Annotated in this window: 16 protein-coding genes; 13 read left to right on the forward strand and 3 right to left on the reverse strand. The window is 42.0% G+C overall.

What is annotated here, in order from left to right; all coding sequences use genetic code 11:
- Positions 1-88 precede the first annotated feature (88 nt).
- The 3 genes from PUQ00_RS24440 (at position 89) to PUQ00_RS24450 (ending at position 3,351) form a co-directional block, all read left to right on the forward strand.
- Positions 89-1,213, forward strand: coding sequence for a type IV pilus twitching motility protein PilT (locus PUQ00_RS24440; RefSeq protein WP_300421679.1), 1,125 nt, complete (start codon positions 89-91; stop codon positions 1,211-1,213).
- A 171-nt stretch (positions 1,214-1,384) separates the two neighbouring features.
- Entirely contained in the window at positions 1,385-2,611 is a 1,227-nt protein-coding gene (locus PUQ00_RS24445; RefSeq protein WP_300421680.1) for a type II secretion system F family protein, read from the forward strand.
- Between the two features lie 179 nt (positions 2,612-2,790).
- Positions 2,791-3,351 carry a hypothetical protein gene (locus PUQ00_RS24450; protein WP_300421681.1) on the forward strand — a complete coding sequence of 187 codons (561 nt, stop codon included), beginning with the start codon at positions 2,791-2,793 and terminating at the stop codon, positions 3,349-3,351.
- Positions 3,352-3,481: 130 nt separating this feature from the next.
- Here PUQ00_RS24450 and PUQ00_RS24455 read toward each other — a convergent pair whose 3' ends face one another.
- Positions 3,482-4,504 (reverse strand): saccharopine dehydrogenase-like oxidoreductase, encoded by a 1,023-nt coding sequence (locus PUQ00_RS24455; protein WP_300421683.1) that lies wholly within the window; start codon positions 4,502-4,504, stop codon positions 3,482-3,484.
- Positions 4,505-4,790: 286 nt separating this feature from the next.
- On the opposite strand from PUQ00_RS24455, the gene PUQ00_RS24460 reads away from it, so the two are divergent.
- The 6 genes from PUQ00_RS24460 to PUQ00_RS24485 all read left to right on the forward strand — a co-directional run bounded on the left by PUQ00_RS24460 (position 4,791) and on the right by PUQ00_RS24485 (position 7,482).
- Positions 4,791-5,045, forward strand: coding sequence for a hypothetical protein (locus PUQ00_RS24460; RefSeq protein ID WP_300421684.1), 255 nt, complete (start codon positions 4,791-4,793; stop codon positions 5,043-5,045).
- A gap of 99 nt (positions 5,046-5,144) precedes the next feature.
- The gene (locus PUQ00_RS24465) at positions 5,145-5,369 is read left to right on the forward strand and encodes a type II toxin-antitoxin system PemK/MazF family toxin (protein ID WP_300421685.1); all 225 of its coding nucleotides are present in this window, start codon (positions 5,145-5,147) and stop codon (positions 5,367-5,369) included.
- Positions 5,370-5,605: 236 nt separating this feature from the next.
- On the forward strand, positions 5,606-5,851 hold the full coding sequence (locus PUQ00_RS24470) for a DUF433 domain-containing protein (protein ID WP_300421687.1): 246 nt from the start codon (positions 5,606-5,608) through the stop codon (positions 5,849-5,851).
- 534 nt (positions 5,852-6,385) lie between these two features.
- The gene (locus PUQ00_RS24475; RefSeq protein WP_012406943.1) at positions 6,386-6,595 is read left to right on the forward strand and encodes a DUF2997 domain-containing protein; all 210 of its coding nucleotides are present in this window, start codon (positions 6,386-6,388) and stop codon (positions 6,593-6,595) included.
- Between the two features lie 39 nt (positions 6,596-6,634).
- Positions 6,635-7,021 (forward strand): DUF1257 domain-containing protein, encoded by a 387-nt coding sequence (locus tag PUQ00_RS24480; protein ID WP_012406942.1) that lies wholly within the window; start codon positions 6,635-6,637, stop codon positions 7,019-7,021.
- Entirely contained in the window at positions 7,021-7,482 is a 462-nt protein-coding gene (locus PUQ00_RS24485; RefSeq protein WP_300421691.1) for a ferredoxin, read from the forward strand. Before PUQ00_RS24480 ends, PUQ00_RS24485 begins: the two co-directional genes overlap by 1 nt.
- A 367-nt stretch (positions 7,483-7,849) precedes the next feature.
- Here PUQ00_RS24485 and PUQ00_RS24490 read toward each other — a convergent pair whose 3' ends face one another.
- Positions 7,850-8,134, reverse strand: a complete 285-nt coding sequence (locus PUQ00_RS24490; RefSeq protein ID WP_300421693.1) for a YiaA/YiaB family inner membrane protein — start codon at positions 8,132-8,134, stop codon at positions 7,850-7,852.
- A 519-nt stretch (positions 8,135-8,653) separates the two neighbouring features.
- A complete protein-coding gene (locus PUQ00_RS24495; protein WP_300421695.1) occupies positions 8,654-9,619 on the reverse strand; it encodes a glycosyltransferase family 8 protein in 966 nt (321 codons plus the stop codon).
- 299 nt (positions 9,620-9,918) lie between these two features.
- Between PUQ00_RS24495 and pheT the strand changes: the two genes are divergently transcribed.
- The 4 genes from pheT to PUQ00_RS24515 all read left to right on the forward strand — a co-directional run.
- Positions 9,919-12,381 (forward strand): phenylalanine--tRNA ligase subunit beta, encoded by a 2,463-nt coding sequence (gene pheT / locus PUQ00_RS24500; RefSeq protein WP_300421696.1) that lies wholly within the window; start codon positions 9,919-9,921, stop codon positions 12,379-12,381.
- Between the two features lie 146 nt (positions 12,382-12,527).
- Positions 12,528-12,923 carry a hypothetical protein gene (locus tag PUQ00_RS24505; RefSeq protein ID WP_300421698.1) on the forward strand — a complete coding sequence of 132 codons (396 nt, stop codon included), beginning with the start codon at positions 12,528-12,530 and terminating at the stop codon, positions 12,921-12,923.
- Between the two features lie 15 nt (positions 12,924-12,938).
- A complete protein-coding gene (locus PUQ00_RS24510) occupies positions 12,939-13,208 on the forward strand; it encodes a YciI family protein (protein ID WP_163928443.1) in 270 nt (89 codons plus the stop codon).
- A partial coding sequence (locus PUQ00_RS24515) for a hypothetical protein (RefSeq protein WP_300421701.1) occupies positions 13,159-13,649 on the forward strand: 491 nt, incomplete at its 3' end. The genes PUQ00_RS24510 and PUQ00_RS24515, both read left to right, overlap by 50 nt.

Here is a 13,649-nt window from a genome sequence, read left to right on the forward strand (position 1 = left end):
GTCATTAGTCGATGCTTAGTAACTTTAAACAAATGACAAAGGACAAATGACAAAGAACAAATAATAAACATTAAAAGGAAGCAGAACTATGGAAATGATGATTGAAGACCTGATGGAGCAGTTGATTGAAATGGGTGGCTCGGATTTGCATTTATCCGCAGGTTTACCTCCCTACTTCCGCATCAGTGGCAAACTCACCCCCATAGGTGAGCATGTAATGACAGCTGATCAGTGTCAAAGGCTGATTTTTAGTATGCTCAACAATACCCAGCGTAAAACCTTGGAGCAGAACTGGGAGTTGGATTGTTCCTATGGTGTTAAGGGTTTGGCTCGTTTCCGGGTCAATGTCTATAAAGAACGTGGTTCTTATGCTGCTTGCTTACGGGCATTAAGTTCTAAAATTCCTAACTTTGAAAAATTAGGTTTGCCAGATATCGTGCGGGAAATGACAGATAAGCCCAGAGGGCTAATTCTGGTGACAGGCCCTACAGGTTCCGGCAAGACAACTACCCTAGCGGCAATGATTGACTTGATTAACCGCACCAAGGCAGAGCATATTTTAACGGTGGAAGATCCGATTGAATTTGTCTACGAACCAATTAAAAGCTTAGTTCACCAACGGCAACTGGGTGAAGATACCAAGAGCTTTGCTAATGCCTTGAAAGCAGCTTTGCGGGAAGACCCAGATATTGTTCTGGTGGGGGAAATGCGCGATTTGGAAACGATTTCTTTGGCAATTTCCGCCGCAGAAACAGGACACTTGGTATTTGGTACTCTACATACCAGTTCTGCCGCACAGACAGTTGACCGGATTATTGACGTTTTCCCCCATGAAAGACAAACCCAAGTGCGGGTGCAGTTGTCTAACTCGTTAGTGGCGGTATTTAGCCAAACCTTGGTATCCAAGAAAAACCCTAAACCTGGTGAATATGGTCGGGTAATGGCTCAAGAAATTCTAGTTGTCACTCCCGCTATTTCCAACTTGATTCGAGAAGGCAAAACATCTCAAATTTACTCAGCTATTCAAACCGGCGGTAAATTGGGAATGCAAACTCTGGAGAAGGTTTTAGCCGATATGTACAAAGCAGGAACGATCTCCTTTGAAGCGGCGATGTCTAAGACTTCTAAGCCAGATGAAATTCAACGTCTCATTGGTACTACGGCACCGCAGGCAGCAGGTGCAAAACCCGGTGCGGCTGCCAAAGCCCATTAAAGAAACTAGGGAGATGAAGGAGATGAGGGGGATGAGGGGGATGAGGGGGATGAGGGGACAAAGAGAATAACCCATGCCCAATGCCCAATATCCAATGCCCAATACCCAATGCCCAATACCCAATACCCAATGCCCAATGCCCAATGCCCAATGTCCATTTTGAATTAATTTATGCCAAACTACGTTGCCCGGGTTCGCGATTCTCAAGGAAAATCCCGAACAGAAAAAATTGTTGCCGAATCCTTGGTACAAGCTCGTACTAATCTTAGAGATCAAGGTTTTATAGTCCAAGAACTCAAACAATCTCAAGGATTTCAGCTAAATTTTGACTTAAAAAAATACCAGAATTCTTTAGTTAAGGTTTCTGTGAAAGACAAAGCCGTTTTTTCGCGTCAATTTGCCGTTTTGATGAATGCGGGAGTTGCGATCGTTAGAAGTCTGGGGGTACTTTCTGAACAGTGTAGTAACCCTAAACTGAAACAAGCTCTTGTGGAGATTAGCGTTGATGTTCAAAGCGGAATGAATCTTTCCGAGTCAATGCGGAAGCATCCTGACTGCTTTGATGGATTATATGTGAGTATGATTCAAGCTGGCGAAGTTGGTGGTGTTCTAGACGAAGTATTGAATCGTTTAGCCAAGTTGTTAGAAGATGTTGCCCGCTTACAAAACCAAATTAAATCAGCATTGTCTTATCCAGTGGTCGTGGGTTTTATAGCAGTTGCTATTTTTCTCGGTATGACCATTTTTCTTATTCCCATTTTTGCCACGATTTTTGAACAAATTGGAATTACATTACCACCTCTAACGCAATTCTTGATGGATGCTAGTAAATTTTTGAGAAGTCCGAAGGCTGTCATCCTTCTCTTTATTATTGTCGGACTGAAAATTGCCTATGGACAATTCGGTAAAACTCCTGGTGGTCGCCTAACAATTGATCGTCTTTCGCTAAAAGTACCGTTGTTTGGCGACTTAATTCAAAAATCTTCGGTCGCCCGCTTTAGCAGAACTTTTGGTTCTTTGACTCGTTCAGGTGTGCCAATTTTAACTTGCTTAGAAATTGTCCGAGATACATCAGGAAACCAAGTGATTGCCAATGCCATAGATGCAGCCCGCCTAGAGATTCAACAAGGAGGTATGATTAGCATTGCTTTACAACAAAGTGAAAGCGTTTTTCCGGCTATGGCAATTCAGATGATTAGTATCGGAGAAGAAACTGGAGAATTAGATGCAATGTTGATGAAAGTTGCCGATTTCTATGAAGATGAAGTTGAGCAGGCAGTAAAAGCAATGACCAGTATTTTGGAACCGGTGATGATTGTAGTTTTGGGGGGGATGGTTGGAACCATTTTGCTAGCCATGTATCTGCCTATGTTTAAAGTATTTGAAACGTTGGGATAGGTGACTAAAAGTTAGGAGTTAGGAGCGATGCCCTGAGCCTGCCGTACCCCTATGGGGAAGCAAGCTACGCGAAGCGTCTCGTAGAGAAGGGTTAGGAGTTGAAACTTGTATTTCTAACTTAGAACTTATAAATTTTATTCTTAACTTATCACTTCTAACTACTCACTATTTAATAAAATATGACTGTACAAAAATCTCAGTACGAAGCGAGTTTGGCAGAGTACAGCAATCATCTAGCTGCGATCGCCTTACTAAAGCAATATCGGCCATACTTGGAGATGATTCCCAGTCTGCGCCGTCCAGATGAAAGTGTCATCACTATACCCTTGCCCATTGTCAGGATTCGCAACACTGCTACAACAGCCCCACAAACAATTTGCTTACCCTGTGATGTGGCCATTTTGATGTGCGATCCAGAGTGGAAAATTAAAACTGAAGCCGAAATTTTAGTCTTTATTCATCGTGATCATGAAGACTTTTCAGATTTGTTAGGACGTTGGCGACAAACCCAAGTTTGGCTAGACAATGATTATGAGTGGTTGATGCCTCTTCGCCACAGTCATATTTTGAGTGAGGGTTCTAATACCATATATCCTCTGTTTCTCGTTTTTAGTGATACTTTAGAACGCATCCCAAGAGGACTAGTGGGAGCCGAACTCCCTTTTATTATCCAAACACTAGATTCGCTGCTTGAGGAGAATTTCACAGATATTTTCTCTCCACAAATTCCACCAGCTTAGAAAAAGTTAGGAGTTAAGAGTTTAAAATCACAAATTTTGAACAAAGCCAGAGATTTTTAAGTCTCAAGTTTAGGTTTTTAACTTCTAACTCCTGTAGAGACGCGATTAATCGCGTCTCTACTCCTAACTATTACCTGACAAACTGCGGCATAATTTCGGCAGCAGTGAATATTCCATAAATACCGCGTTGGTGCAATTGTCTACCAGCTTTGAGATAGCCAAAGGCAGGGCCGCAGACATTGGCTGCCATACTGGTTTCATCTCCCAGAGTAAAGGTATGGGTGGAAATCTTCCCTTCAAAGGTACGCCCTGTTACCTTAACGTTAGTGCTGAGGGGCTTTTTGGAATTGCGGGTATCGACTACACCACCAACTGTAACGCGATCGCGCCCCACTATTCCCGCTACTTCTAGCATCACATCATCAGCGTGTTCCATATTTGTCAAGGTAAGCACACCATTAGTTTTATCTAGTAGTGCTTCTACTTCCGCATCAGTCATCGCCTTAGCAGTTTCGACTGTGTAACCAGGCATATGGCCAATATCTTCCCGAACGGTGGCACGGTAAGCTTCCCAGTTAGCAATTCCGACCCCGAATGTGATTTCGACTTGATGAATTTCAGCGTAGCTTTGGGCGGCTAATGCGGCGGCGGCTGTTAACAGTCCCGGTGTTGCACCACAGCCTGTCATGTAAGTAATCCCGGCTGCTTCCAGTTCTTCTTTCATCGCCAGTAACTGTTCTACAGCAGTGGTGCGCTTAATCGCATCCACTAGCACTCCACGCCAACCAGATTTGATAAACTGCTGGGCTACAGTGGGAATAAAATCATTTGGTAGGTTGGGTAAAGCCAAAAAATACCCATCCACAGGTTGAGCTATTTCAATTACATCCTGAATACTTTGATTTGTTAATGTACCAACTGGCTCTAAATGACCTAGCGAATCTTGGGACTGGTAAGTGGCGATGCATTCTTGAGTATTTAAACCATCAGGAGCGTAAGCGTAGCCTTTATGATCTGCTGCTGCGACTAAAATCATTTCCTGTTTAGCAGCAAGTACCTTAGCGGCGGCTTGTCCGAGTCCGCCGAAACCTAGCACTCCCACGCGGATAGCTGGCGAAATATTTAGAGAATTGTTGACTTTTTTAGAATTCATAGTCAATTAGTTAAGTTGAATCAAAAGCCTTTAGCATTCGGCATCTCAGCTTCCGGCTTGTAACTGGTGGCTGATGGCTGATGGCTGATAGCTCAAAGGTATAGAGGTTAATTATGATTCATTATCCTGGGTTTTTTGGCTGACTGATGTTTTTTTACTAGAAAGTCTTCGTTGGTGATTAGTTAGTTTAGCAAAGGCGATGTCTACGACGGGGTACGCCTACGCAGCTTGATCAGATATTCTGAAATAAAATCATATCTATAAACCTTCCGCAAAATATCCGATTATGGCGATCGTTGTTTCCCTTAGCCCAGAATTAGAGGCAGGACTGCGCGAGAAAGCCGCACAGCAACGACAAGATGTTAGTTTCGTTGCGGCACAATTGCTAGAGACTGTCTTAGAGTGGGAAGTGCAAGACTCAGAAGCAGCTATTAAAGGTATTCAGCAAGGATTAGAAGACTTTGAAGCGGGTAGATTCCGTTCATTTGATGATTTTGCTGACGACCAGCGTCGCAAATATAACCTGCCAGCCGATTCATGAAATACCGCATTGAAATCTCTAGTGGAGCTGAAGCAGAAGCAGACAGCGCATTTTTGCAGTTGTCTCAAGTTACTTCTCCTGAGAGGGCAAGTCAGTGGTATGCAGGATTACTACAAGTTATTGAGTCTTTATCGCAAATTAACAACTAAAGGACAGTCTTATCCGACTCGTGTTGCTTGTCAGTTTCAGAGCAAGGATGGGCAAATCGTTCTGGATCAAATTCGTACAGTTAACAAAACTCGATTAGTCAAAAAGCTAGGTCAGATTGATTCTGATCAACAAAAAGCAGTTTTAGATACCTTGGCTGAAATGTTTGCTGAATAATATGCCTAACAATCGCATACACCGGATGCTTATGAGATTTCAACCGCAATGGTTACTTATCTCAAGCAAAGTTTCTGTGTTAAATGCGATCGCCTATTGTAGTGTCCAGAGCGATAGTTTAATAAATATAGAGTAGCGTGCCATATCTACAACGATGATCCGCCTACGGTTTCAGTAGTAGTAATTCCGAGTTAGGATCATAGCGAAATATTGACAAATAAATGGTTAGAGTTGTTATGGTACCAACATCGCGTATTGTTCACAGTGACCCCGATATACTAAGGGGAACTACTGTCTTTGTTGGAACTCGCGTATCAATTAAGATTTTGCTTGATTATCTAGAAGCAGGTGATTCGCTAAATGAGTTTTTAGATCATTTTCCCAGTGTTACCCGTGAGCAGGCGATGTCTACGACGGGCTACGCCTACGCAGCACTAGAATTAGCAAAAGAAATGCTGACTGCTTATGCGAATCCTGCTTGATGAATGTGTTCCCCGTCCTCTCAAACGTGAACATCGCAGTCTAAAAATCCCTTTACACCCGATGCCAGGTAAAGCCACTATATCAAAGACCTGATGCAATGCCTACGCATATACCCACTATCTTGCTGTAGGCTGGCACTGCGCTGCATCCAACCTATTTGGAAAACCTTAATATAACAAGGTAAATCTAATGGGAATAATAAAGTTTTTCAGTAAATTTTATATTTTTTGTGAATTGCTTTGCTGGTTATACTACCTTTAATGCTTATGTTTAGGACTTTTGCAGCTTACTTAGCAACCTTAGTTGTTATCTTGACTAATCGATGAGGTTAAGAGAAACTAACTAAATACTGATGTATATCCTTAAAAAATTAATAAGTTTTGTAAAGATTTTGAGATATATATGTTGAAAGATGGAACATTAATTAACAAATGGCAAGTTTGTATCTAAGTAAAAATGTTCCTACGGCTATATTTATAGCCTTCTGCTAAGGCAGTACAATTCAAGCGTACTTATCGTGGTTGGCTAAGAGCATGGAGACGTTAGAGTTCATAATCTATCCAGACGGTCGGGTACAAGAAAAAGTCACTGGCATTGTGGGTGCTTCTTGCGCTGAGGTTACAGCAGCAATAGAGGCACAGCTGGGGCAAGTACTGAATCATGAGCCAACCTCAGAATATTTCGCCGCTAAGGTGCAGCAATCTAATGTGGCGAATACGCACACCACTTACAGCGATTGGTAAGTTTTCACAGTAGTTTAGTGTTATTAATTCATAACCACCATGTCACACTTTAGCCAAATTAAGACTCAAATCCGTAACCTTGATTCTTTGAAGGATGCTTTAACTGAATTGGGCGTAGACTGGAAACCAGGGCCACGCGAAGTCCGTGGCTATCGCGGTCAAACCCATCCTGCGGAAGTTAGTATTGAGCAGGAAAATGGCTACGACATCGGCTTTAGATGGAATGGCAAGGAATATGAACTGGTGGCTGACTTGCAATATTGGCAGCAAGACCTGTCTGTGGACGGGTTTTTGCGCCAGGTAACGCAGCGCTATGCTTATCAAACTGTTGTGAAAGAAACCGCTCGTGTTGGTTTTCAAGTCTCAGAACAACAGAAAAATGAAGATGGTTCAATTCGCCTGGTAGTACAACGCTGGAGTGCGTAATGGCTGATTTTCTGCCGTCGCCGGAAGAACAAGAAGATAATCGTTCCGGTTTGGAACCAGAATTAGGGGGTTTTTTACGGGATGCCCTAGATCGTTCTGGTTTAGAACCGGAATTAGGTGGTATGCTGCGCCAAAATGGTGTTTACGTTGACGAAATCACCTGTATTGGTTGCAAGCATTGCGCTCACGTTGCGCGTAACACCTTTTACATTGAACCAGATTATGGGCGATCGCGCGTAGTTCGCCAAGATGGAGACAATGAGGAAATTATCCAAGAAGCAATTGACACTTGTCCGGTTGATTGCATTCACTGGGTTAATTACACTGAACTGAAAAAGTTAGAAGAAGAGCGCAAATATCAGGTAATTCCTATAGTGGGTTATCCTGTTGAACATGCAGTTGCTGCTAGCGAACGTCGGCGTAAAAAGCAAAAGTTAAAGACCAAAAAATCCCGTTATTAAGATAAAAAGCTTAAATCAATATAATAAGGGACTGGTATATCCAGTCCTTTTGTTTTTTGTCATATAGTTAATTTTTGATCCAGGGTTGAAGAAGAATTCAGAAGTTATAGCAGTGGACAGATAGCTTAGGACATTCGCAAATCCTAAGAGAGTGGCTGTCACAGCTATCTATAACAGGCTTGTCCTAACCATTAGACGCTCTAGGATGAACTCTAAGCGAAGCTATGCCGTTCGCGCAGCGTCTTTGTTAGGAGAAGGCTTTACGCTGCGCTATCTGCCAGTCGCATAGAATTCATTCTGTATTCTGACTCCTGAATTCTGTTTTGATAATTCTTAATTTTGAATTACCCGTAAGGGCTGACTACCTTCATTTGAAATTCAGAGGATCGTGTTGTGAAAGCAATTTTTCTACTTTCGCCTCGTCTAACCTAGCGGTTAATCTTCTAGTTTCGTGCAAGTCTCTAGTAGTTTTTGCCAAAGTAAAAGTTGAGCCAAGAGAAAAAGCTAAACCCATACCCATAAAGCCTTTCATCCAGCCATCCACAGGCAAATTTACAATGCCGAAGCTGGTCATAGAAATAGAAAGTATAAAAGCTGCCCAAGTTTGAATAATCCAAGCTGCACTGTCTTTTTGAGTACCAACTGTTTGCATATTTCCTACCTTTAATCTGGCTGATTTATACCAATTCGTAATTAAAAACGCCAGATTTTATCTGGTTTTCCAGACTTGTGTCTATAGTTTTATTTTGGAGAATTGGTGTTAATAGTGATTGTATTGATTAGTAAGTTTACTGGTATCAATAGTAAGACCAGTTTGGTAACTGGACTCTAAAAGCCAAGCTCAACAGCAATTGGAGCAAATACAAACTGGCACAACATTTGTACCAGTTTTTCAAGTGGCATTAAACTGAAATCTTAAGATATTCTCGATAAAATTTCGCCTTAATAATTATGGCGTTAGCGCGGCTCACCGCAGTTATCACCTGTTGGTCATAATATCGCCTTGATATCCTTTTTATAAGTCACCTTGAAAGGGCTAGTCTACGCTACTTACCTTGCACTCAAGTTAGAAATTTTTACTAGAGAAATTTTTTAGCAGCGTCCTGGCTATAGCCTTACTGCCCTTGGGTTTACTTACTTTTTTTGATTCAAAGACAGATTTATTTTTTTATTATGCTTTCAACAGTGATTTAATTTGCTGCTTCATCATATGATAAATATTGTGTAAAAAAGCCATCCGCCTTTGCCTTTCTTTTTTTATAGCTTGTTCAGCATACCAATTAGACCAAATTGAATTATCAAGGTATTGAAAAAATAAATCTTTGTAAGGATGCTTACAACTATTGTGCCAAGGCTTATCCCTAATTGAATAATGAATAATGTCAGGATTATTAATTAGCTGATTGAATACATCTTCTGTAAATGGACTATCTTGCCAAGATGAATATTGAAACAAATATGGCATTTGATTCCATCCGGGTTCAAGTTCTCCCCATTTTCCTGCAAGAATAGCATTCAAAGCATCCTGATCATGCCACCGTACATACTGTTTATTTATTGTCAAATACTCAATTACTTTTTCAAAAATCTTATCTTCCCGCCATTTTTTGAGATTCATTACTAGAACCCCAGAATTAAAGTATTTAGATTCTGGGGAAATGCCAAGCTCTTGATAATTCATGAGTCCTCTTGGCGAAGATACATAAGGCGATCCCATATCCTGTACTGCCAAGAGATAATATTCTCCAATATCAATATTCCATAATTCCTCTATATTTCCTTGTACGATTATATCGCTATCAATGTAAATTGCCTTATCAAATTGCTTTGGTAACAGTTGAGGAATTAAAAGCCGATAGTAAGCAGCAATTGTAATGGTGGATGAAATTTGTACATTTTGGAAGTGCTTTTTTCTGGGCTTGAGCCAATTGATACTGACTTCCTCAGATTTTAAGTTTTTAATAATTCTGTGTTTGTTGAGTTTACTAATTCCACCATCAATAATATATAGAACCAACTTGTGTTCAGTTTGTAAATTGGCAATAACTGAGCGGGTAGCCGATGCTATAGGCATGGAGTAATTATCATCAGCAGCACAAACAAGAACAATTGGTTTTTCATTTGATAGGATTGTCATTATTGTATTTTTATATAATTTAGATGTTGCTAATATAGGCGCAGATACTTTAACATAATCACCGTAGAAATACTCAAGTTAACGCCTGTTTTCAAAGCCGATCGACCTTTCGGGGAGAGGTTTGGAGAGGCGATCGCAAAAAATGTAAAGATAAAGCAAAAAAGCAATATTGTTCTCCCAGTCTAACGTAGTAGGATTGTTCATGTGAAAGGGTATGCCTTGCGGGACGAGTAGCCATCGATCGCTAGTAAACACCCTAAAATGAGAGCAAAAGACGATTCCTAAAACAAGCAGATTCCATGCGTATTTCTCTAAATTGGCTGCGCGAACTAGTAGAGATAAAACTTAGTCCAGAAGAATTAGCCGAAACCCTGACAATGGCGGGGTTTGAGGTTGAAGAGATTGAAGACCGCCGCACTTGGGCAAATGGCGTGGTTGTTGGGAAAGTGCTTGAGCGTCAACCCCATCCCAACGCCGATAAATTGAGTGTTTGCCAAGTGGATATCGGTGCAGATGAAATTTTAAATATTGTCTGTGGCGCTGCCAATGTGAAGGCAGATCTTTATGTGCCGGTAGCAACTACGGGTACTTACTTACCTAACATCGATTTAAAAATTAAACCTGCAAAATTGCGTGGTGTCCCTTCTCAGGGCATGATTTGTTCTTTAAAGGAACTCGGTTTGCCCACTGATGTAGACGGAATTCATATTTTTACCCAGAAAAATTTACCATTGGGTAGTGATGTGCGTCCGTTGTTAGGTCTAGATGATGTAATTTTAGACCTCACGGCAACTGCTAATCGTGCTGATGCTCTCAGTATGGTAGGCGTAGCTAGAGAAGTAGCAGCTTTAACTGGTGGAAGGTTGAGCATTCTTGAACCTGGTGAAGTCTCTATTCCCAAAAGTGCCGGAAATTTAGCTTTAAAAATTGCCGATACCCAAGCTTGTCCTGCATACATTGGTACGGTAATTGAACAGGTTAAAATTGCTCCATCTCCCGAATGGTTACAACAGCGTTTACGGGCTGCTGGGGTACGTCCCATAAGTAATGTGGTGGACATTACTAACTACGTTTTGTTGGAATGGGGACAACCACTGCACGCCTTTGATTGCGATCGCCTACAATCTGTTGCAAGTAGCGAAAATTTAACCATCGGCGTTCGCTTTGCCAATAATGGAGAATCCTTCAAAACCTTGGATGGACAAACTCGCACCCTATCAACCCAAAATTTGTTAATTACCGCTAACGAAAAACCCGTTGCACTGGCGGGAGTTATGGGTGGCGAAGAAACGGAAGTTCATAAAGGTACTCAAAGCCTAGTTTTAGAAGCAGCTTTATTTGATTCTGTGGCAATTCGCCGTTCTTCGCGGAGTGCAGGCTTAAGAAGTGAGGCTTCTGGCAGATACGAACGAGGAGTTAACCGGGCTGAGTTGGAAGTAGCTAATCGCCGCGCCTTATCCTTAATTAGTGAATTGGCTAGTGGAATTCTTGTTCAGCAGGAAATTGCCGACACCCGCCCCGATGCGTCTACTTGGAGTCGTTCCATCGCCCTGCGTTTAGACCGAGTTAATCAGATATTGGGGCCAATCGAATTAGAAGAGGACACAGGTGAACTCCAAGAACAAGATGTTGAGCGCATCCTGACTGCATTAGGATGTCAGTTGACTCCTTCAGGCAATGTCCCAGGAGAAGATAGCACCCGTCAACCCACATGGTCAGTTTCTGTGCCACCCTATCGTTATCGCGACTTAGAGCGAGAAATTGATTTAATTGAAGAAATCGCCCGTCTCTATGGCTACAACAAATTCTGCGACACTCTACCAGAAAAAGCGGAAGCTGGCTATCTGCCTTTAGATCAAGAACTGATTCGCAAGTTACGAGCTTTCTTGCGGGCTGAAGGGTTGACAGAATTAATCCACTATTCTTTAGTCAAACCAGGCGAAGAAAGAAACATAGTACTGTCAAACCCCTTATTTGTCGAATATTCAGCGCTAAGAACCGATTTGATATCTGGGTTAATTGATGCCTTTCAATACAATTTAGAGCAGGGTAATGGTGCCCTTAACGGCTTTGAAATTGGGCAAATTTTCTGGCGAGAAGAAGACGGTTTGCAAGAAACAGAAGCCCTTGCGGGGATTGTGGGAGGCGATGTCTCTCTTGGCAAATGGGCAAAAAATGGACGCGAACAACCTATCACCTGGTTTGAAGCCAAAGGCATTTTAGAAAGTGTATTTCGGCAACTTAGCTTGGAAATCGAATTTCAACCCGATCGCCGCGACGATCGCTTACATCCAGGACGCACCGCTTCTCTGTGGATTCAGGGTAACAGGCTGGGGATTTTTGGGCAACTCCATCCGCAATTGCGACGAGAAAAAGGCTTACCAGAGTCCGTTTATGTTTTCCAGTTGGATCTAGATGTGCTTTTAGATTCTCTAGAACAAGATGAAATGCTCGTTCCCAGATTCCGGCCTTATTCTACCTATCCAGCTAGCGATCGCGACATCGCCTTTTTTGCACCTGTAAAAGTCTCAGTTACCGAAATTCAAAAAGTAATTACCAAAGCTGGTAAAGATTTACTCGAATCAGTGGAATTATTTGATGAATATCGTGGCGAAAATGTCCCCCAAGGGCAGCGAAGTTTAGCATTTCGCTTAATTTATCGGGCTAGCGATCGCACTCTTACTGAAGCAGAAGTTGAACCAGTACATAATAAAGTTCGTGAAGCTTTGGTAGAAAAATTCGGTGTCAACCTGAGAAGTTAGGAGTACAGACGCGATTAATCGCGTCTGTACAGGAGTTTTTTGGTCTAGTTCCCAGGTTCAACCTGGGAATACTCTACTTGAGGCTCTGCCTCATCTTCTTCTGTAAAGACTAGCCAAAAAATTTCAACTCTAGATTGGGGCGTATTATGAACACGCTGGAAATAACTCAACAAATTCAGCAGACGCAATCACACATGTCTCTCACCCTTGATAGTCCTAAATCAGTCAAACTACAGGTGAAGCAAATTTCTCTATTACAAAAGCAACTCAGAGCGATCAAAAAGGAGGTTAATGCAAATATACGTAATATTAATCAGGAAGCAAGTCAATATAGTACAGATAGCGTTGTATCAGTTGGCTTAGATATTTTTGGGAAACACAAGTGGGCTGGAAGGTTGAGGGCAGAAACTCAACGTGCAATTGAAAGAGAAAAGAAATTCTCTCGTCAGCCATACCTTGAAATCAAAGAAGCAATTGACAATCTCATTTTAGAAGCAGATCGACTCAAGCTTTTGGCAGAGCAATATCTTATTAATCAGTAGGAGTAACAAGGAATTATGCCTAAATATGTACTCTGGGGAACTTACTGCGAAGACGTTCTCGAAAAACGTACCCCCCACCGTCAAGCTCATTTAGACGGATTAGCAAAACAGAAAGAATCCGGTGTGCTGATTACTATTGGCCCCACCAAAGATGTTACAAAAGTTTTTGGGATTTACGAAGCCGAAGACGAAGCCACTGTGCGCCAGTTAATTGAAAATGACCCCTACTGGAAAAATGGCATCTGGACTGAATATTCTGTCAAAGAATGGATTCAGGCTTTTTAAATTAAGTTTAGGGCATTGGGCATTGGGCATTGGGCATTGGGCATTGGGCATGGGGCATGGGGCATGGGGCATTGGGCATAGGGGAATTGTGCGAATCGTTGAACCTCTGAGCATGAACGTTGAACCTTTGAGCATGAACGTTGAACCTTTGAGCATGAACGTTGAACCTTTGAGCTTGAACGTTGAACCTTTGAGCTTGAACGTTGAACCTCTGAGCTTGAACGTTGAACCTCTGAGCTTGAACGTTGAACCTTTGAGCATAAACGTTGAACCTTTGAGCATAAACGTTGAACCTCTGAGCATGAACGTTGAACCTTTGAGCATGAACGTTGAACCTCTGAGCATGAAACTTTCAGTTTTAACTCTCCCCGATCTCTCTCATTCCCCCCAATGCCCAATGCCCAATGCCCAATGCCCAATGCCCAATGCCCAATGCCCAAT

The sequence above is a fragment of the Nostoc sp. S13 genome (genome assembly GCF_029379315.1).
In the GTDB taxonomy this organism is placed as follows: Bacteria; Cyanobacteriota; Cyanobacteriia; order Cyanobacteriales; family Nostocaceae; genus Nostoc.